This window comes from Sphingorhabdus wooponensis, assembly GCF_003933235.1.
Classification (GTDB): Bacteria; Pseudomonadota; Alphaproteobacteria; order Sphingomonadales; family Sphingomonadaceae; genus Sphingorhabdus_B; species Sphingorhabdus_B wooponensis.
The window spans coordinates 1,066,652-1,086,198 of sequence record NZ_RWJI01000001.1 but is presented as its reverse complement, the minus strand read 5'-3'; the positions used below and the strand labels follow the sequence as shown (position 1 = coordinate 1,086,198).

Here is a 19,547-nt window from a genome sequence, read left to right as displayed (position 1 = left end):
CAGATGCATCTGCTTTTGGCGTTCACTTAACAAATCGGAGTTAGACAATGGCAATTTCGAATACATTGCGCAGCGCATATCTGGTGCTGCCACTGGCCTTGATGGCGTGTTCCAACGCCGAAGGCCCCAAAACCGTTTCCGCAACCCCTGCGGTGAAGCCAGCGGAAAAGGCCCCAGTGCCGTTTCCGTCAACATATAAGGCTTATCCCAGTGTCGCGACGGCCATTCGTAACGTCACCATATATGATGGCGAAGGCGGCAAGATTGATAATGGCGTGGTGTTCATGACCGGCGGCAAGATTAGCAGCGTTGGTGGTGCAGATACGATCATTCCAGCAGGTGTGAATGTGGTCGATGGTAAGGGCAAGTTTGTAACGCCCGGCATCATCGATATTCACTCCCATTTGGGTGACTATCCCACGCCATCCGTTGAGGCGCATAGCGACGGCAATGAAGCCACATCGCCCACAACGCCCGAAGTCTGGGCCGAGCATAGCGTATGGCCGCAAGATCCAGGTTTCAGTCGCGCGCTTGCCAATGGCGGTGTTACGGCGCTGCAAGTATTGCCGGGTTCGGCCAACCTCATGGGCGGGCGCTCTGTTGTCCTGAAAAACGTTTACGCACGCACCGTACAGGGCATGAAGTTTCCTGACGCACCTTATGGCATGAAAATGGCCTGCGGTGAAAACCCGAAGCGGGTTTACGGCAGCAAGGGGCGGATGCCATCAACGCGCATGGGCAATATCGCCGTGAACCGGCAGACATGGATCAAAGCGCAAGAATATAAGAAAAGGCGCGACAGCGGCAAAGAATTTACCCGCGACATTGGTATGGAAACATTGGCTGGTGTGTTGGATGGTGACATCTCAATCCAGAACCACTGCTATCGTGCCGACGAAATGGCGCTTGTCCTCGATATGGCCAAGGAATTTGGCTATAAGGTATCAACATTCCACCATGCGGTAGAAAGCTACAAAATCGCTGATTTACTCCGCGACAATGGGGTATGCTCCGCCGTGTGGGCAGATTGGTGGGGCTTTAAGATGGAGGCGTATGACGCCATTCCTGAAAACGCCGCGATCCTGCATAATACCGGCGCTTGCGTGATCATCCATTCCGACGACGAAAACCAGATCCAGCGTTTGAACCAAGAAGCGGCAAAGGCGCAAGCCGATGGCCGTCGCATGGGTTTCAACATCAGCGATGCCGAAGTTATCAAATGGCTCACTTACAACCCTGCCAAGGCGTTAGGCATATCGAACAAAACAGGCAGCTTGAAAGCGGGCAAGATGGCCGATGTCGTTTTGTGGAACGGTAATCCGTTGAGCGTCTACGCCCGTCCAGACAAGGTCTGGATTGATGGTGCTTTAATGTTTGACGCAAGCAACCCCAAAATACGTCCGGTCAGCGATTTTGAACTCGGCCAACCAGGTGAAGGAGATGTAAAATGAGGCATTTCCTCTATACCGCCGCTGCTTTAGCAACATTTGCAACGCCTGTTGCCGCCGAAACCATCGCCATTACAGGCGGCCGGGTTGTGGTCGGGGATGGCAGCGCGCCAATCGAAGGGGGCACTGTACTTATCCGTGACGGCAAAATCGTTGCCGCCGGTACAACTGTCGTCATACCATCGGGCGCACGTCAGATTGACGCGACAGGCAAATGGGTGACACCGGGTGTATTTGCCGGTTTCTCGCGGCTTGGCCTAGCTGAAGTCGATGCGGTCAACGGTACCAATGACAAGAGCGGCGGACGCAGTGGGTTTTCAGCCGCTATCGACGTTGCGCCTGCCATTGATCCGTTTCGGTCGCCTTTTGCTGTAAATCGCTCATCGGGCGTAACACGCGCTGTTGTAGCGCCTGAGGCTGGGGACAATATCTTTGCAGGCCAAGGCGCAATTGCGGACCTTGGCGCAGATAGTAACCCAGTTACCAAAGCCCGTGCGTTCCAATTTGCCGAGTTCGGGGAAGAGGGTGCTGCATCTGCGGGGGGAAGTCGTGCGGGAACGCATCTGCACTTCCGCGCCATGTTGCGTGAGGCCCAAGATTATGCCGCTGGCCGTGGCACGTTTGATGATGATTTGTTGAAGGCTGAGGATGCGAAGGCTTTGTTGTCCGTCCTTCGCGGTGAAACCCGTTTGCTCATCCATGTGGAAGGGGCAAATGACATGCTCCGGCTTATGGAGTTAAAGCGCGATTTTCCTACAATTAAAATGGTGTTTGTAGGCGTGAGCGAAGGTTGGCGGGTCGCCCACGAACTCGCAAAAGCCGGCATTCCGGTTATCGCATCGGCACTCAATGATCTTCCGGCAACATTTGAAATGCTGGGTGCGACACAAAGCAATGTTGGCCGTATGAAGGACGCCGGCGTTCAGGTCGCCATTGGTATGATCAATGATCGGGATTCGCACCAATTGCGGTACACAACCCAATATGCGGGTAATATTGTGAGCCTTCAATATGTGCCCGGTGCAACGGGTCTAACCTGGGATGAAGCTTTTGCTGCGATCAGTTCGGTTCCTGCCGATATCATGGGCGTTGGCGATCGTCTTGGCAGCTTGAAAGCGGGTCGGGCCGCGGATGTAGTGCTCTGGGATGGCGACCCGCTCGAGCTTTCCAGTGCAGCCACTACGGTCATCATCGACGGTATCGAACAACCGCTTACCAATCGTCAAAACCGCCTGCGGGACCGTTATGCGCGTCCTACAGAAGGGGATTTACCAAAGGCATATGATCGCTGATAAAATTATGCTATAATTACAGCATGTTGCGTGGGGAGGGTGTGGCATTTTGGATGATTATCTAGCATTGATAGCAGCGAGCCTGTCGTTCGTTGGTAGTCATTTTCTGATGTCGCATCCGTTACGCACATCACTGGTCCGTCGGTTTGGCGCGAACGGATTTATGGTGGTCTATTCTGCCATTTCGCTCATTACGTTCGCGTGGATGATTATCGCCTTTGGGCGTGCGCCAAAAGCCGACGGTCTTTGGCCGGTGGGTGATATCGTCTGGGTGGCCGCGAGTGTGCTTACGCTGATAGCGGCGGTGCTGTTTGCAGGTTCGTTCATCCGCAACCCCTCGCTTCCTGGCGTGCCCGACGCGCTAGCCGCACAATCACCATCGGGCGTATTTAAGGCAACACGTCATCCCATGATGTGGGGTTTTGCTTTATGGGGTGTGGGCCATATTCTTGTTGCACCGCGCATCGACAATTTCATCTTCTCAGGGAGCATCGTTTTCTTGGCTTTGGCTGGTTCCAAGGCCCAAGAAATCAAGAAGCGTAACTTGATGGGCGGTCAGTGGGCAAAGTGGCTGCGCCGCACGCATTTTTTTGTCCGTCCTGTCGCCTTGTTGCGTGCGGGTATCGGTCCATGGGGCGCAGGCATTTTGATCTGGATCATCGCCACATGGGCGCACCCATTTTGGGACGTGGGCGGCGCTGGCCTGTTCCGCTGGTTCGACCTTTAAAGCCGAACCATCTTCATACCCCGTTCGCCATAACGTGGACCCGATGTGCCACCGCGCGGGGCTGCGGCATCCAATTTGGCAAGATCACTCGCATCAAGCGCAATGTCGCTCGCTTTTGCGCTGTCTTCCATCGTTACACGGCGTTTGAAACCGGGGATCGGCACGATATCTTGGCCTTGCGCCAATATCCATGCCAGCGCGATTTGTGCGTGTGATGCGTTATGCTTTCCGGCAATTTCACCTACAGCATCCACAATCGCGAGGTTCGCGGCGAAATTGTCGCCTTGAAAGCGCGGATCCTGCCGCCGCCAATCGTTATCGGGCAGTGCGTCAAGGCTTCTGAAAGCACCGGTAAGAAAGCCGCGGCCGAGCGGCGAGTAGGGAACAAAGCCAATGCCTAATGCACGGCAAGTCGGTAGGATTTCATCCTCAATATCACGTTCCCACAGTGAATATTCGCTTTGCAGCGCGGAAATCGGTGCAACAGCAGCGGCGCGGCGAAGCGTTGCTGGCCCCGCTTCGGACAGGCCGATATGCTTGATTTTACCTTCGGTGATCAGATCAGCCATCGCGCCAACAGTTTCTTCAATGGGTATATTGGGGTCAACACGATGCTGGTAATATAGGTCGAGGCAATCAATGCCGAGACGTTTCAAAGTGCCTTCAACCGCAGTCTTGGCATTTGTTGCTGAACCGTCGACGCCGACGATGTTCCCATTGTCAAATTTGAAGCCAAATTTACTGGCGATGATGAGGCCGTCGCGTTTGCCTTTAATCGCTTGGCCGACCAATTCCTCATTCTGGAATGGGCCATAAATTTGTGCGGTGTCGAAAAAGTTGATGCCAAGGTCAATCGCGCGGTGGATCGTTTTGATAGCCTCATCGGGGTCTGCATCTTCGCCATAAACGATGTTGCCGCCCTTGATCATGGGCATGCAGCCAACACCCAGTGCGGATACTTTTAACCCATGACCAAGTTCACGATATTGCATCAGCTTTGTCCTTTTCAGATGCCTCTATGGCAGTAGCAAGCGCCACATCCATTTGCACATTCCCAGTGGTACGGAAGATATCGGGCAATGTTTCGACTGCAATCAACAGCGCCAATGGCTCAATTGGAATACCAAGCGCCAAGCAGATGGGTGCGATGGATGTCACGAAGCTAACCGATCCGGGCAGGCTGACCGCGCCCATAGAGGTCAATGCCGCGATGAAGATTGCAAACCCATAATCGAAGTAGCTGAGTTCCACGCCAAACCAGTTGGCAACATACAGTGCAACCGCCAAGTTCATCGCTGGCCCGGTCACGCGCAATAAGGCGACGGCCATGGGCAGAACTAAGCCAGCAGTTGATTCCCTTACGCCAAGCGCCTCGGCCTTTTTCAACATGAGCGGTAAGCTGGCGAGTGAGGATTGGGTGGAAACCGCAAAGGCCTGAACTGGCGCGATTTGCCGCGCATAGTCTGTAAAACGCACCTTGCCAGCAAAGACAGCCACCAGATAGGCGAAGCCGCCAACGATAATGCCGACGATGGAAACGGTAACGATATAATGGGCTACGGCACCCAGTGCCGCGAGGCCGGAACGTGCGCCAACGACAAATGCCAGCGCGAATACGCCAATTGGTGCGAGTTTTAACACCCATTCAATGACAAGGACCATGGCGTCAGCAAGTGCGCTGAAAAATCCAGCCATTTGCTCTCTTGGGCCTTGCGCAAGACGTGTGACCGCAAAGGCGAATACCAAAGTGAAAATCAGAAGAGGCAGAATCGAATCATTGGCTGCTGCGGCTATCGGATTGGTCGGCACAAGTGCTACAATAAAATCACGCAAAGGTGGTTGCTCCGCCACCGCAGGAACACCCGTAAGAGCAGCACGCAAGGCCGCAGCACTTTCCGATGGCATTGGCCAGATGGATAGCAATGATGGTGTCAATAGAGCGCCCATCGCCGCCGAGAGACCCATCATGATGACAATCCACGTGACTGTTCGCGCAGCCATAGGGCCGGCGCGGGCCGCCTCAGCGCTTTTGACGATACCGGTAATCAGTAGCGCCACCACCAGCGGCACCACGGTCATCCGAAGGCCATTAAGCCACAAGGTGCCGACAATATCGAGCCAATAGGCAATTTGCGTACCAATGGCAGGCACTTGCGCGGCGGCGAAAATCCCAAGAGCAAGCCCAAGGACCAAGGCGAGGAGTATACGTGTAGCGTTAGACATAGCATCGGGTCTTGCCAGCCTGTCGCTCCCTATGCAAGGGAGAGGCTTCGCGGCACGAAAAAATCAAATAACGACCGCATAAGGGTAGGGACGCACATGGCGCGCAAATATTTTGGCACAGACGGTATTAGAGGACGCAGCAACGCAGGCTCCATGACCCCGGAAATGGCGATGAAGGTCGGCCAAGCGGCGGGCACGCATTTCCTGCGCGGTGGACATAAGCATCGGGTTGTAATTGGCAAAGACACAAGATTGTCCGGCTATATGATTGAGAACGCGTTGGTTGCGGGTTTTACCAGCGTTGGCATGGATGTGGTTCAGTTTGGCCCAATACCGACACCAGCCGTAGCGTTGCTCACGCGTTCGATGCGCGCGGATTTAGGCGTGATGATTTCGGCCAGTCATAACCCGTATGAAGATAATGGTATCAAGCTATTTGGCCCCGATGGTTTTAAACTATCGGACGCGGACGAACTTGCGATTGAGGCATTACTGGATACGCCGCTTGCATTGGCGGACGCAGCTGATGTGGGGCGTGCGCGGCGCATTGAAGACAGCCGGGGCCGCTATATTCATGCGGTAAAGGCATCCGTGCCGGAACATATCCGCTTCGATGGTCTGCATGTGGTGCTCGATTGCGCCAATGGTGCGGCCTATCAAGTCGCGCCAACCGCGATTTGGGAATTGGGCGCAAAAGTTACGTCCATTGGTATTGATCCCAATGGTAAGAATATCAATCACAAGGTCGGCTCAACACATGTGGTGACATTGCAGGAAACCGTGGTCGCAGCGGGCGCCGACATTGGCATTGCGCTTGATGGCGATGCAGATCGCTTGATTGTTGTAGACGAACATGGTCGCATCGTTGACGGAGACCAGATCATGGCATTGCTTGGCGGCGCCATGAACCGCAGTGGCCAACTGACGGGGGGCGGAATTGTCGCGACGGTGATGTCGAATTTGGGCCTAGAACGATATCTGCAAAAACAGGATTTACGCCTTATTCGTGCGAAAGTCGGCGATCGCTATGTCCTGGAAGAAATGCGCAAGCACGGCATCAATGTCGGCGGAGAGCAATCGGGCCATATGATCATGTTGGATCACGCGACGACGGGCGATGGTACCATTGCTGCCTTGCAAGTGCTGTCTCAGCTTGTCGAAAGCGGGAAACCGGCAAGTGAAGTACTGCACTTGTTCGATCCAGTTCCGCAATTGCTCAAAAATGTGCGTTTTTCCGGCGGCAAGCCGCTAGATAATCCGGATGTTCAGGCCGTAATTGCTTCGGCTGAGGCTGAGTTGACGGGCAATGGCCGCTTGGTGATCCGCCCGTCGGGTACTGAGCCAGTTATCCGCGTGATGGCGGAGGGGGATGATGCGGCGCAGGTTGAGCGTATTGTCGATAGCATCTGCGACGCGGTCAGGATTGCTGCATCCTGATGACGAAAGGCGCGCCCGCTCGCATCTTGATTATCGCCGGTTCAGATAGTGGTGGCGGCGCGGGAATTCAGGCGGACATCAAAACGGTGACCATGCTGGGTGGCCATGCGATGACGGCGGTGACCGCGATTACCGCTCAAAATACGCTAGGTGTTGACGCGGTGCATATGGTGCCAACTCAAATGGTGATTGACCAGATCAATGCGGTTGTCAGCGACATTGGTGTTGATGCGGTCAAAATCGGGATGATTGGCAATGCTGCGACCGCGCATGCGGTGGCAGACAGTCTTGCCGAGCTATCATGCCCAATCATATTCGACCCAGTCATGGTTGCAACGAGCGGGGCCGTGCTGGCGGATCCGGATACCATATCTGCGTTTGAACGGCTGATGGGGATTGCCACGCTGACAACACCCAATCTTCCGGAGTTGGAGGCTTTGGGTGGTAAAGATGCTTTGCTTGGGCGTCGGATTCCCTTGCTTATCAAGGGCGGCCATGCGGACGGGGATGATATCATAGACACGCTGCATCTCGCGCCGGGGCAACATGAAAGCTGGAGCGACGCACGCATAAATACGCATAACACACATGGCACAGGGTGCACATTGGCGTCGGCCATCGCAACGGGACTGGGGCAGGGGATGGAGATTGTTCCTGCCATAGAGCGCGCGCGCTTGTTCGTGCGGCTTGCGCTGCGTGACGCGCCCGGCCTCGGCCACGGCCATGGCCCGATGGGGCATCAATCGGTGCGGGAGGACGCGATGGTCGCTGGCCCGTCGCTCAACCATGTGACCATGGGGTGTCGCGATTATGCGGCGTCCGTCAATTTCTATATGGCGCTTGGGCTTCAGCGCATTGTGGATAGCCCATCCAACGGTTATGCGCGATTTGAGGCGCCCAATGGCGTAACCTTTTCCATTCATCAAAGCGATGATGTGGCGGCATCGACCATAATATATTTTGAAAGCAAGCGCCTCGATGCGTGGGTAACCGCGCTGGCCAGCCAAGGCTTTGCGTTTGAGCAGCTGCCACAGGATGAAAGCTGGGGCTGGCGTGAGGCACGGTTGTTAGATCCTGCGGGCAATATTGTCTGCCTTTACAAAGCGGGTGAGAACCGGCGCTACTCTGCGTGGCGGATATGATTTTCGGCGTTGACGAGGCGGGCCGTGGGCCGCTTGCGGGACCAGTGGTCGCTGCGGCCGTGTTATTGTCCAAGCCGCGTCCATCTGGGTTGGACGATAGCAAAAAACTATCCGCTGCGCGGCGTGCGGAGTTGGAAACTACCATAAAACGCCGTTGCCAATGGGCGATAGGCGTTGTCGAGGTTGAGGATATTGACCGCCTGAACATATTCGGCGCGACAATGCTGGCCATGACGCTGGCTGTAGATGCCCTGTGCGCAAAACTTGGTAGCGACCCTAATGAGGTATTGATCGACGGCAATATGACCCCCGCGGGTCGCCGTCCCGAATGGCGCTGGCCGGCACGCGCGTTAGTAGGTGGTGACGCCATAGAACCTTGCATTTCGGCAGCGTCCATCATCGCCAAAGAACATCGGGACCGGTTGATGTGTGCAGCGGCGCAGCAGCATGTGCATTATGGTTGGGAAAAGAACAAAGGCTATGGCACGCCAGACCATATGGCTGCTTTGCGGGCGCATGGTCCCACGCCTTTGCACCGGAAAAGCTTCGCGCCGGTTGCACAATTGCTTTTGCTGTAACTTTTTTTTGGCAGTGAGTCCTTCGGGTAACACCACTAGGGGTTGAGTCTGCCGAGATTCGCAAGACTCCACATATTGTGTCGGACTCGTTTCGTTCCGCATATATCTATGCTTTACGCCCATTAATCCAAGGAATCCCGTGGCATCAACAACCTTGACCCGAGAGCCGCGCTGACTCATCGCAGCTTTGTAAGCGCCAAAGGGAGCAGACTATGGGTGTTATTGAGAAAATTAGACCAGCAACAAAAGCAAAGCTGGCACCGGCACAGGACCTGCCGCGTAATCAGATTTTGCGGATGGACTGCATTGCGGCCATGCGTTCCTTGCCCGATTGCTCCATCGACATGGTCTTTGCCGACCCGCCCTATAATTTGCAACTTGGTGGCGATTTGTTGCGGCCTGACAATAGCAAGGTCGATGCAGTCGATGATGATTGGGACAAGTTTGCTAGCTTTGCCATTTATGACAAGTTCACCCGCGAATGGCTGGCGGAGGCGCGGCGTATATTGAAGCCTAACGGTTCGTTGTGGGTCATTGGCAGTTATCATAACATCTTCCGCGTTGGCACGGCGGTACAGGATGCTGGCTATTGGATCCTGAACGACATCGTTTGGCGCAAGTCCAACCCGATGCCGAATTTTAAGGGCACACGCTTCACCAATGCCCATGAGACTTTGATTTGGGCGTCAAAAAGCGAGAAGTCGAAATATACCTTCAACTATCGCGCAATGAAGACGTTGAATGACGAGCTTCAAATGCGTTCTGATTGGTTGATTCCGATTTGTGGCGGGCAAGAGCGGCTGAAGCGCAATGGTGTGAAGGCACACCCGACGCAAAAGCCTGAAGCTTTGCTGTATCGCATATTACTCGCATGCACGAAACCTGGCGACGTGGTGCTCGATCCATTTTTCGGAACGGGAACAACAGGCGCAGTTGCGCGGCGTCTTGGCCGGGACTGGATTGGTTGTGAGCGTGAAGCGGTTTATTGCGAAGTCGCAGAAGAACGTATTGCGGCGGCATTGCCTCTGGATGAAAGCGCGATCAAAACCATGCAGTCGCCCAAGTCCGCGCCAAAGGTTGCATTTGGCCAATTGGTGGAAGCTGGCTATCTCAATCCCGGCACAAAGCTATTTGACCGCAAGCGTCAGTTTGAGGCGACGGTACGCGCCGATGGCTCTATCATGTGCGGCGTGGTGGACGGTTCCATTCATAAGGTCGGCTCAAGCATTCAAAATGCGCCAAGCTGCAATGGGTGGACCTATTGGCATTATGCGGCGCCCGATGGCGCGATGAAGCCGATTGACGATCTGCGGTAAACCTATTTGCTTGCAACTGAGCCGTGACAAAAATCTATCTTCTTCCGACCGGTTTTGTCGAAACCCCGCAGCGGCACGAAGGTGATAGCTTGCGCTTGGCGGGAACCATGCTGTGGTTCTCGCAAATAGAATTTATATCACGCGACGCAGCAACAACACAGCGGAAGTTGGTCGCCGTTCGCGAATGGGATGCCTTCGTAGCGGCACTGCCGCAGTCCGCGCGCGCACGCTGCGCGATGCTGCTCGAACGTATAACCGCGCCCCGCGCTGCGTTGCAGATGGGCACGCATAGGGTTAGTCTTGAGCAACCGCAGGTCATGGCGATTATCAATGCTACCCCAGACAGCTTTTCAGATGGTGGCAAGAATTTAGACACAGATATTGCGGCTAAAGCGGCTGTCGCGATGAGCACCGCGGGGGCGGCCATCATTGATATTGGCGGGGAGTCGACGCGGCCTGGTGCGCCTTTGATTGCGGAAGGCGAGGAGCTTAATCGTGTCGCGCCCCTGATCCGGCGGCTCGCAGGAGCCGGTACTGCAATCTCCATCGACACACGCAAGGCGCCGGTGATGGAGGGCGCGTTGCAGGCTGGTGCGACGATGATCAATGACATCTCTGCGCTTTTATATGACGATCGCGCCGTAGACGTTGCGCGTAAGAGCAATGTTCCTGTGGTGCTGATGCACGCCCCGAGCCAAAGCAACGACCCGCATAAAGACGGCGTTTATGATGATGTCGTGTACGATGTGTTCGACTGGCTTGAGCAGCGGGTTTCGGCGGTCGAAGCGGCAGGCTTGTCGCGTGAAATGATATTGGTTGATCCGGGCATCGGGTTTGGAAAGACTTTGGCTGATAATCTGGCGATCATCAACAATCTGGCGATCTATCATGGGCTGGGCTGCGCCTTATTGTTTGGCGCTAGCCGTAAAAGATTGATTGGGGCGCTTTCGAATGAGGCGGAGGCAGCTGATCGCCTTGGCGGTTCAATCTTTCTCGCCATTAAAGCGGTGGAGCAGGGCGCACATATTGTCCGCGTTCATGATGCTGCAGAGACCATACAGGCAATTAAGGTCTGGCGTGGTCTTCGTGACGCGGCATTGCAGGGCTAGCCGTTACATACACAGCCTTGACCCCTCCTATTTCGTTTGGCAGTTTTGCGGCAATATGGAGAGGAATTTGAAATGCTACTAAAATATATCGTCGGATACATCGCAACCGGCATCGCCTTTGCGGCCATCGACAGTGTTTGGCTGCGGAGCATGTATACGCGGTTATATCAGCCTGAGATTGGCGAATTGCTGATGAAGGGCGGTTTTCGCATGGGGCCGGCCATCATTTTCTATCTGCTATATATTTTGGGCATGATGATCTTTGCTGTCGGGCCAGCATTGTTGACCGGCAAGTGGCAGACCGCGCTCATTTGGGGCGCGTTGATGGGCTTCTTTTGCTATATGACATATGATTTGACCAATTATGCCACGTTGAAAGTGTGGAGCACGAAAGTCACCATACTCGATATCATCTGGGGTACGTTCTTAACAGGATCGGCGTCGTTGGTCGGTTTTTGGATCACGCAGGCTTTATTAGGCAAGAATATCTAGATTGGTGAACACCCATCTCGAGAATAAACGGGATACCTTAACAACCTTTGCGAAGCGGAAGCGATAAAGGGCCGTTTTTGTCGTGATGACATTTTCTTTGTTCATCGCGCTTGAGCATTAGAAAATCACCAGTTAAAGCTTATAAATATTATATTTAATACGGAGGCTGTTTTGGCAAACAATCACGATCTTGGACCCGCAAAAGAAACATATGAAGGTTTCGTCACATTCTTCAAATGGGGTACAATTGTTACCGCGATTGTCACCGCTATCGTGGTTTTGATCATCGCAAGCCGCGCGGCTTAAATGGTGAAAATCGCTGTCCTGAGGGAAACCACCGCTGGCGAAACACGCGTTTCTGCGTCACCTGAAACTGTTAAGAAATTCATCGCATTAGGTGCGACGATTTCGGTTGAGAATGACGCGGGGGTCGGGGCATCCATCGGCGATAGCGATTATGAAACTGCGGGTGCGGTAGTCGGCAATCTGGCTTCTGTCCTGAAGGACGCGGATATAATCCTTGGTGTTCAAGGACCGGATCCAAAGGCGCTGAAGGGGATGAAGCCCGGAGCGTGGCTGGTTGCGGGGCTTGACCCCTTTGGGCAGCGTGCGCGCGTTGATGCTTATGCCAAGGCAGGCGTAGAAGCTCTGGCGATGGAATTCATGCCGCGCATTACGCGTGCGCAGTCGATGGACATATTGTCTTCGCAGTCGAACCTGTCCGGATATAAAGCTGTGATTGAGGCGGCATCGGTTTATGGCCGTGCCTTTCCAATGATGATGACAGCCGCTGGCACGGTTAGCGCTGCTAAGGCGTTTATCATGGGCGTTGGCGTTGCCGGGCTCCAAGCGATTGCAACCGCGCGCCGTTTGGGCGCACAAGTATCGGCAACCGATGTGCGCTCTGCCACCAAGGAACAAATCGAATCTCTGGGTGCAAAAGCAATCTTCGTCGAGAATGTTGCCGGGATCGAGGGTGAGGGCGCTGGTGGTTATGCGACCGAAATGTCCGACGAATATAAGGTTGCGCAAGCCGAGCTGGTCTCCGCGCATATCGCCAAGCAAGACATTGTTATCACAACCGCGTTGATCCCGGGGCGTCCGGCACCGCGTCTGGTGTCTGACGCGCAGATTGCCAGCATGAAGCCCGGTTCGGTCATTTTCGACCTTGCTGTTGCTCAAGGTGGCAATGTTGAAGGTTCGAAGGCGGACGAAATCGTCATCAAACATGGCGTAAAAATCGTCGGCTACAGCAACACGCCAGCGCATTTAGCGGCGGACGCATCGGCGCTTTACGCGCGCAATTTGTTCAACTTCCTTTCCGCCTTTTGGGACAAGGAAGCTGGCAAGCCTGTATTACCGGATGAAGATGAAATTACCGCAGCAATTCGCCTGACCAAAGATGGCAAGGTCGTGAATGAACGCCTGTCGGCGTAAGGGGGCATAATGGACTTTATTTCAATCTTATCCATCTTCGTGATGGCCTGTTTCGTGGGCTATTATGTCGTCTGGTCTGTTACCCCCGCGTTGCACACGCCGCTGATGGCGGTCACAAACGCAATTTCTTCGGTTATCATTGTTGGTGCTTTGATCGCGGCAGCCGCAGGTGGTTCACCGACCGCCAAATGGCTTGGCCTAATTGCCGTAGCATTGGCCAGCGTGAATATCTTCGGCGGCTTTGCTGTAACGGCCCGTATGCTGGCCATGTATAAGAAAAAGGAGCGTTAAGTTGGAACATATCGCTCCCCCCGCATGGGTCATGCTCGCATATTTGATTTCGGGCGTGTTTTTCATATTGGCGCTGCGCGGATTGTCTTCGCCCGCCACATCGCAACGCGGCAATCACTTCGGTATGGCTGGAATGTTGATTGCCGTGGTAACGACATTGGTCACGCATGATGTTGCGTCTCTGCCTGAAATTATGGGGGCTATCGCCATCGGTGGCGGCATTGGTTGGGTCACGGCGCGTAAGATTGCGATGACCGACATGCCGCAGCTTGTGGCGGCGTTCCACTCGCTCGTCGGTATGGCGGCTGTATTGGTCGCGGCTGCCGCGTTTTTGAACCCCAGTGCCTTTGGTATTGTTGGTGAAGATGGCCTGATTAACCCCGTCAGCCGTGTAGAAATGGGCTTGGGCATCGCGATCGGTGCAATCACCTTCTCAGGATCCGTCATCGCATTTCTGAAACTGGCGGGAAAAATGTCGGGCGCGCCAATCCTCTTGCCGCTGCGCCATGTTATCAACTTGGGCACTTTGGCGGCAATCCTTGGCCTTATTGGTTACTTCACTGTGGACCAAAGCCCTTGGATTTTCTGGACCGTTACCGCGCTGGCTTTCCTCATTGGCTTCTTGCTCATCATCCCCATCGGTGGCGCGGATATGCCCGTCGTGGTGTCGATGCTGAACAGCTATTCGGGTTGGGCGGCGGCTGCCATGGGCTTTACGCTGCATAACACAGCAATGATCATCACCGGTGCGCTTGTCGGCTCGTCGGGGGCGATTTTGTCCTACATCATGTGCAAGGCCATGAACCGCAGCTTCATCAGCGTGATCGCGGGTGGCTTCGGTGCGGAGGCAGCTGTATCGGGCGGCGAAGCTAAGGAACAGCGCCCTTGGAAGCGCGGCTCCGCCGAAGATGCGGCTTATATGATGCAGCAGGCGGAAAGCGTCATCATCGTACCCGGCTACGGCATGGCGGTTGCGCAGGCGCAGCACATATTACGCGAAATGGCAGATGTTTTGAAAAAGCAGGGCGTTTCGGTGAAATATGCGATCCACCCTGTTGCGGGGCGTATGCCCGGCCATATGAACGTTTTGTTGGCTGAAGCATCCGTGCCTTATGACGAAGTTTTCGAGCTTGAGGATATCAATAGCGAATTTGCACAAGCCGATGTCGCCTTCATCATTGGCGCCAATGACGTTGTGAACCCCGCGGCGAAAACGGACAAGACTTCGCCCATTTATGGCATGCCCGTGTTTGACGTCGATAAGGCAAAGACCGTGTTCTTCGTGAAGCGTTCCATGGGCGGCGTTGGCTATGCCGGCGTTGACAATGACGTGTTCTACATGGACCAAACGATGATGCTTCTCGCCGATGCGAAGAAGATGTGCGAAGACATCGTCAAAGCCTTGCAGCACTAGGCCAGTTCAAGCTATCGATAGATAAATGCCGTCCCGAGCCAAATCGGGGCGGTATTTGTTTCTATCAAAGGTAATGAACATGCGTAAACTTGGACTGATCGGCGGATTGAGCTGGTATTCGACCGAATTATATTACGCACGCATCAATAAACAGGTCCTCCGGCGCACCAATGGGACGTGCAATGCGCCGTTGCTGATGGAGAGCCTTAATTTCTGTGATGTCGGTAAGGCCAGCACACAGGAAGACTGGGCCCATGTGGCAGACGTGCTGATTGCTTCTGCACGCCGTCTGGAACAGGCTGGTGCCACCGCGATACTCATTTGCGCCAACAGCATGCATAAAGTGTTTGATGATGTGGCCGCGGCTGTTTCGATCTCGATCATCCATATTGCCGACTCGGTTGGTGCGAAAATGCAGGCGGACGCCGTTTCGTCTGCCGCGTTGCTGGGTACGGCAAATGTCATGGCGGAAAATTGGTATCGTCAGCGCCTCGTAAAGCATGGCGTATCCTTGCTGCCCGCTGAGATGGACGATGTCCAAGACGTTGAGCGTATCATCTATGACGAACTGATGCACGGCGTAGTAAAACGCGATTCCGAACGCATGTTGAAAACGATCATCACTGAAATTGATCAGCAAGGCATGAAAGCGGTTGTGCTGGGTTGCACCGAGTTAAGCATGCTCGTCGACACCAAAGCCAATGTCCTGCCTATCTATGACAGCGCCGAAATTCATGCCGACGCAGGTGTAGATTGGATTCTTGCGGACGCAGCATAAGCCTTTTGGCATCACTCGCCGGTCACGCAAAGTTTACTGACGCATAAGCCGCTTCAATTGATATTGGTCGCCATCCCACCCTTCAAAAACCGCATCAATGCCGGGGTGGTTGATGGGCCCTTGTTGATGGTCGGGCAGTAAATTCTGCTGGCTCACATAAGCGATATAGCTGCTCTCGGCATTTTCGGCGAATAGGTGGTAAAATGGCTGGTCTTTTGCTGGCCTTACCGGCTCGGGGATGGACTGATACCATTCTTCGCTATTGGCAAACACAGGATCAATGTCGAACACGACACCGCGAAAATCGAATATGCGATGGCGCACAACATCACCGATAGAAAACTTCGTTTCGACAATGTCGGGAGGAGCTATTTGGTCAATCATGGCTACAATATCATATCTTCTGGCGCGCAAATCAACCTTGTGGCTTGGCAAAGCGAAAAACTTGGGTTAATGGCCCCGCTCTGTCATGGGGATGCGCCGTTTTTACGGCAATGACCAGTCCCTATGAATTGCGGAGAGATGGCTGAGTGGTCGAAAGCACCGCACTCGAAATGCGGCGTGCCGGTGACGGTACCTAGGGTTCGAATCCCTATCTCTCCGCCAATTACAACGCAAATACGTTAATTATTGGAATAGATGCGGTTTATCCCACCACTTGTCCCACCACTTTGACGAAAACAGCAAGCCTGTTTGATGCAAGTAGGAGCAGGGCAGGAGTAACGCACATCCGCATCCTACACGCCGCTCCTTTGCTAGTGTGACCCTGCGGCCCCATGATGCTCCACCTGCGACCAACACTGGCCAAAGATGGCATTACGTTCTAGCAATCAACTCGGGCCATTTAGTGGTGGCCGGTCAAAAGGGTTACCTAAGGAACGAAAATGAGATTTGCCAAGGTTGCAACACTGATAGCTATTCTCGCTCTGTGGACACCACCGGTAAAGGCAGATCTGGCAGATGACCTTTCGTCTTACGTTGGGTATACAATCGTAGCTGTTAAAACCATTTCGAAGAGTATCGACGATGATGGGGAAGAAACATCCTTTAGAGGATGCCGCTTTGGTCGTGTCATTGTTTTTGATGACGGGAAATACGTAACTTGTTCGAGCTACGGCTATCAATATGCCCTTCGTCCACGTGCATTAATTTTATCCAACGGCAGTAGTAGTATGGTAATGATCGTCGGAGACAAAGTCCATCAGGTAAGGTGAATGGCATAGGGCCTATGCAACTTGTCAAGATTATCGAAGCTCACGAATTAAGGTATGCGACTGTGAAAATTCTGCGTTTTGTATTTACCGCGTCACTTATTGTGCTCGTACCCAATAGTGCCTTTGGACAGGGCTTCGATCCCATGGTGGCGTTAAAGGTTCGCCCCCCTCAGATAAAAATGCCTGACCCAATATTACAGATGCAACGACTTGAGGCGATGGAAGCTTCAAGGGCAAGAGCAGAGCGGGACAGGGCCGAAGCCGAGCGTATAAGACAGCAGACTGATTACATGCGCCGTGACAACACGCCTCCCTATGTTCCATCGGCTGGGGCAGGGGACGCATCCGCTACTAGCTCACCTTCAACTCTAAACCAAACTATTGAGAAATGGTTGGTAGCAGCCCAGCCGCGGATGCACCTGTTTGCTGACTTTGATAATGTGATTTTTGCATCCGATGTTCCGTTTAGTGAACGTATTATCGAGATGATGTCCGGCAGTGATTATGCGGCTGATATTGCTTACTATCTGGCCAAACATAAGGCTGAGCTGATTGCGATAGATAAAATGTCAACGCTGGAGAGTGCAAAAGCGATAACTAGCATCGAGCTACGTTTGAAGTCATCTAAATGAGTTTCAAGTCCACAATCGATTAACGATACTTCCTATGCAGACGGATCGCAGGCCAATGCGCTGCCTGCTGGATTGACTTCATTCTATCTGTGCTTCTCATAACAAGATGAGCCTTTTGCAATCATACAGCAAATGTAGCCCCAGTCGGTATTCTCGCTTATATTTTTTTGTGTTGCATAGCCCCATGCACTGTTGCCGCATGATTTAAGCCCTTCGGTTTCGCCGAGGTAAATCTGATCCCCGTTTGGCATATAGAAATACACATTGTAGTTAGCTTTGGATATCTGTTTGCAGCTGTAATCTGAGTATGAACTGCATTCATCACCACAAGCGGACAAGGCTAAAAGTATCGGTAATATCCAATTTCTTGACTTCATAGTTACCTCTCTCCATCCATTTAATATGTTACGGACCTGTCTAATTGAAGGCAAGCTGACTTCTATTTCAAAAAGGAGCCGGTGAGGGTGCCGATTTGGTTGATGCACCATGAGGGGCTTAGAATGAGAAGCTTTACCGCGATAATCATTGGAATTTGCGCATTAGCTGCAACGGCTTCGGTCACTGAAGCGAGAAGCAGGCTGTCAGATGCTCAAATTCGGCAGCAGATCATCTCTGCATCGATTGCGTCGTATCCCGGTAGTTGCGCTTGCCCTTACAATAGCGCTCGCAATGGTTCTTCATGTGGTCGACGCAGCGCGTGGAGCCGAGCTGGAGGAGCTGCGCCGATTTGTTATCCTGAAGAGATCAGCAGGGCGCAGGTCGAAGCTTGGCAGAGGTCGCATTAAGGCGATAGAACGAAGGAAAAGGTTATCCCCCGGTTAAACGTTCTTCGACAGTAAGCGACTTACAGCCGCGTGGCAGATCAGAAAATCTTACGAGCAGCAAAACTGATCCCGCAGTTGTTAACCTTATAGTAGGTGATATTCGAGCTGTTAAACCCGCAATAGGGGCTTAAGGTGGGGATGAAACCTCCAACTCTCAAATAGTCGGAACTGAGAACAGCGCCTACGAACAACGCCTTATCAGAACGCCTTTTTCCCCAGAAAGGGTCAGTCGCTTGGAACTGAGTGGTATATGGAAATACCGTCGCTGAGATCGTGAAATCGTTGGCAGTGTAGGCGGCATCTAATGCTAACCCCGCACTAACAAAGCGCTGTTCGGCAAAAGCCGTGTCTCTGAACTCTATGCGTGGTCCAATAGACACGCCTAGTGTCGGTTTTGGTGAATATGTAACAGGGGCATGGACCCGGTAGCTCATACCTGACAATCCTGCTCCACCTTGAAAGCTATGATATCCAACCTGCAACCTTGGCTGGACGTCAATCTCAGGAGCAAGCTCTTTTCGATAGCCGATTTCCACATAGGGCATATTGGAAGACTGGTTCGTCATGTGCTGGAATTGAAAGCCAGCCCTTACTTCCAGCGGTTTACTCGCGATTTGCTTGCCGACAGAAAAGTCGCCACTTGTTAGATCTGCGTTCGGATGCTTTGGCATTTCACGGTGTGAAGTGATTGCACGTATACTGTATCCGTTGCCGAAAATTCTTTCGTAACCGGCGTTTAGGATAATGCCCGATAGGTTCCGGTCTTCTTGGTTTAACTGGATGGTGAATGGTGTACCAAGAAAGAAGACCTGCACTGCATCCGGCTGGTTAAGTGGGTTCGACATTTTCGCTGCGGATACGCTGAACGTAAATTTTCCACGCCGCAGGTCAATTTGGTCGATGAACCTAAGGATCGTTAGCTTCACCGCTGGGGGCGGCCCTTCTTTGTATATCAAAACAAAAAGCCGTCGGGCCTCTTCATACTGGCCAGAGAACGACAGGGCGCGGGCTAATTCAAGGCGAATACGATTTGAGGCAGTTTTTTTGGACAACTCTTGCAAGATTGGCACAGCTAACTGTGCCTGACCGATATCGATCAAGCGTAGTGCCGATTGAAACTGGCTGTCGATCTCCGCAGGGGAGGTAACGATTACCTGGGCATTGACATCCACGGGTGTCATTCAAATAGCCCT

The 19,547-nt window shown here is 53.3% G+C and carries 20 protein-coding genes and 1 tRNA gene; 17 read left to right on the top strand and 4 right to left on the bottom strand.

All coding sequences use genetic code 11. From position 1 onward, the window contains the following. The first annotated feature begins 47 nt into the window (after positions 1–47). From D7D48_RS05410 to D7D48_RS05400, 3 genes are read left to right on the top strand one after another with little or no spacing between them, the layout of a single operon-like run. Positions 48–1,451: an amidohydrolase gene (locus D7D48_RS05410; protein ID WP_125230314.1), complete on the top strand. Its 1,404-nt coding sequence runs from the start codon at positions 48–50 to the stop codon at positions 1,449–1,451. Then, entirely contained in the window at positions 1,448–2,740 is a 1,293-nt protein-coding gene (locus D7D48_RS05405) for an amidohydrolase family protein (protein ID WP_125230313.1), read from the top strand. Before D7D48_RS05410 ends, D7D48_RS05405 begins: the two co-directional genes overlap by 4 nt. A gap of 49 nt (positions 2,741–2,789) precedes the next feature. Continuing rightward, entirely contained in the window at positions 2,790–3,467 is a 678-nt protein-coding gene (locus D7D48_RS05400; protein ID WP_245964342.1) for an NnrU family protein, read from the top strand. Here D7D48_RS05400 and D7D48_RS05395 read toward each other — a convergent pair. Together D7D48_RS05395 and D7D48_RS05390 are read right to left on the bottom strand one after the other, a co-directional pair. Continuing rightward, positions 3,464–4,459, bottom strand: coding sequence for an aldo/keto reductase (locus D7D48_RS05395; protein WP_125230312.1), 996 nt, complete (start codon positions 4,457–4,459; stop codon positions 3,464–3,466). The genes D7D48_RS05400 and D7D48_RS05395 overlap by 4 nt on opposite strands. After that, positions 4,446–5,690, bottom strand: coding sequence for a dicarboxylate/amino acid:cation symporter (locus tag D7D48_RS05390; protein WP_125230311.1), 1,245 nt, complete (start codon positions 5,688–5,690; stop codon positions 4,446–4,448). The genes D7D48_RS05395 and D7D48_RS05390 overlap by 14 nt, the downstream gene beginning before the upstream one ends. A 96-nt stretch (positions 5,691–5,786) precedes the next feature. On the opposite strand from D7D48_RS05390, the gene glmM reads away from it, so the two are divergent. The 11 genes from glmM (at position 5,787) to D7D48_RS05340 (ending at position 15,684) form a co-directional block, all read left to right on the top strand. Continuing rightward, entirely contained in the window at positions 5,787–7,127 is a 1,341-nt protein-coding gene (gene glmM / locus D7D48_RS05385; protein WP_125230310.1) for a phosphoglucosamine mutase, read from the top strand. Then, positions 7,127–8,269: a bifunctional hydroxymethylpyrimidine kinase/phosphomethylpyrimidine kinase gene (thiD, locus tag D7D48_RS05380; protein ID WP_125230309.1), complete on the top strand. Its 1,143-nt coding sequence runs from the start codon at positions 7,127–7,129 to the stop codon at positions 8,267–8,269. Before glmM ends, thiD begins: the two co-directional genes overlap by 1 nt. Then, positions 8,266–8,847 carry a ribonuclease HII gene (locus D7D48_RS05375; RefSeq protein WP_125230890.1) on the top strand — a complete coding sequence of 194 codons (582 nt, stop codon included), beginning with the start codon at positions 8,266–8,268 and terminating at the stop codon, positions 8,845–8,847. Before thiD ends, D7D48_RS05375 begins: the two co-directional genes overlap by 4 nt. 212 nt (positions 8,848–9,059) lie before the next feature. After that, entirely contained in the window at positions 9,060–10,163 is a 1,104-nt protein-coding gene (locus D7D48_RS05370) for a site-specific DNA-methyltransferase (protein WP_125230308.1), read from the top strand. Between the two features lie 23 nt (positions 10,164–10,186). Continuing rightward, the gene (folP, locus tag D7D48_RS05365; RefSeq protein WP_245964341.1) at positions 10,187–11,272 is read left to right on the top strand and encodes a dihydropteroate synthase; all 1,086 of its coding nucleotides are present in this window, start codon (positions 10,187–10,189) and stop codon (positions 11,270–11,272) included. Between the two features lie 72 nt (positions 11,273–11,344). Further along, positions 11,345–11,764 carry a DUF2177 family protein gene (locus D7D48_RS05360; RefSeq protein ID WP_125230307.1) on the top strand — a complete coding sequence of 140 codons (420 nt, stop codon included), beginning with the start codon at positions 11,345–11,347 and terminating at the stop codon, positions 11,762–11,764. 171 nt (positions 11,765–11,935) lie between these two features. Then, positions 11,936–12,070 carry a hypothetical protein gene (locus tag D7D48_RS10620; protein WP_281274254.1) on the top strand — a complete coding sequence of 45 codons (135 nt, stop codon included), beginning with the start codon at positions 11,936–11,938 and terminating at the stop codon, positions 12,068–12,070. 3 nt (positions 12,071–12,073) lie between these two features. Beyond that, on the top strand, positions 12,074–13,201 hold the full coding sequence (locus tag D7D48_RS05355; protein WP_125230888.1) for an NAD(P) transhydrogenase subunit alpha: 1,128 nt from the start codon (positions 12,074–12,076) through the stop codon (positions 13,199–13,201). Between the two features lie 9 nt (positions 13,202–13,210). Further along, positions 13,211–13,492 (top strand): NAD(P) transhydrogenase subunit alpha part 2, encoded by a 282-nt coding sequence (locus tag D7D48_RS05350; RefSeq protein WP_125230306.1) that lies wholly within the window; start codon positions 13,211–13,213, stop codon positions 13,490–13,492. Positions 13,493–13,523: 31 nt separating this feature from the next. Next, entirely contained in the window at positions 13,524–14,906 is a 1,383-nt protein-coding gene (locus D7D48_RS05345) for an NAD(P)(+) transhydrogenase (Re/Si-specific) subunit beta (protein ID WP_125230887.1), read from the top strand. Between the two features lie 79 nt (positions 14,907–14,985). After that, the gene (locus D7D48_RS05340; protein WP_125230305.1) at positions 14,986–15,684 is read left to right on the top strand and encodes an aspartate/glutamate racemase family protein; all 699 of its coding nucleotides are present in this window, start codon (positions 14,986–14,988) and stop codon (positions 15,682–15,684) included. Positions 15,685–15,717: 33 nt separating this feature from the next. On the opposite strand, the gene hspQ is transcribed toward D7D48_RS05340, so the two are convergent. Further along, positions 15,718–16,068, bottom strand: a complete 351-nt coding sequence (gene hspQ / locus D7D48_RS05335; RefSeq protein WP_125230304.1) for a heat shock protein HspQ — start codon at positions 16,066–16,068, stop codon at positions 15,718–15,720. A gap of 132 nt (positions 16,069–16,200) precedes the next feature. Between hspQ and D7D48_RS05330 the strand changes: the two genes are divergently transcribed. The 3 genes from D7D48_RS05330 to D7D48_RS05320 all read left to right on the top strand — a co-directional run bounded on the left by D7D48_RS05330 (position 16,201) and on the right by D7D48_RS05320 (position 17,530). Beyond that, a tRNA-Ser gene (locus tag D7D48_RS05330) sits at positions 16,201–16,290 on the top strand. A gap of 278 nt (positions 16,291–16,568) precedes the next feature. Next, positions 16,569–16,898, top strand: coding sequence for a hypothetical protein (locus D7D48_RS05325; protein WP_125230303.1), 330 nt, complete (start codon positions 16,569–16,571; stop codon positions 16,896–16,898). Positions 16,899–16,912: 14 nt separating this feature from the next. Next, positions 16,913–17,530 carry a hypothetical protein gene (locus tag D7D48_RS05320; protein WP_125230302.1) on the top strand — a complete coding sequence of 206 codons (618 nt, stop codon included), beginning with the start codon at positions 16,913–16,915 and terminating at the stop codon, positions 17,528–17,530. An 862-nt stretch (positions 17,531–18,392) separates the two neighbouring features. Here D7D48_RS05320 and D7D48_RS05310 read toward each other — a convergent pair. Beyond that, positions 18,393–19,535 (bottom strand): tetratricopeptide repeat protein, encoded by a 1,143-nt coding sequence (locus tag D7D48_RS05310; protein ID WP_125230300.1) that lies wholly within the window; start codon positions 19,533–19,535, stop codon positions 18,393–18,395. Between the last annotated feature and the right edge of the window lie 12 nt (positions 19,536–19,547).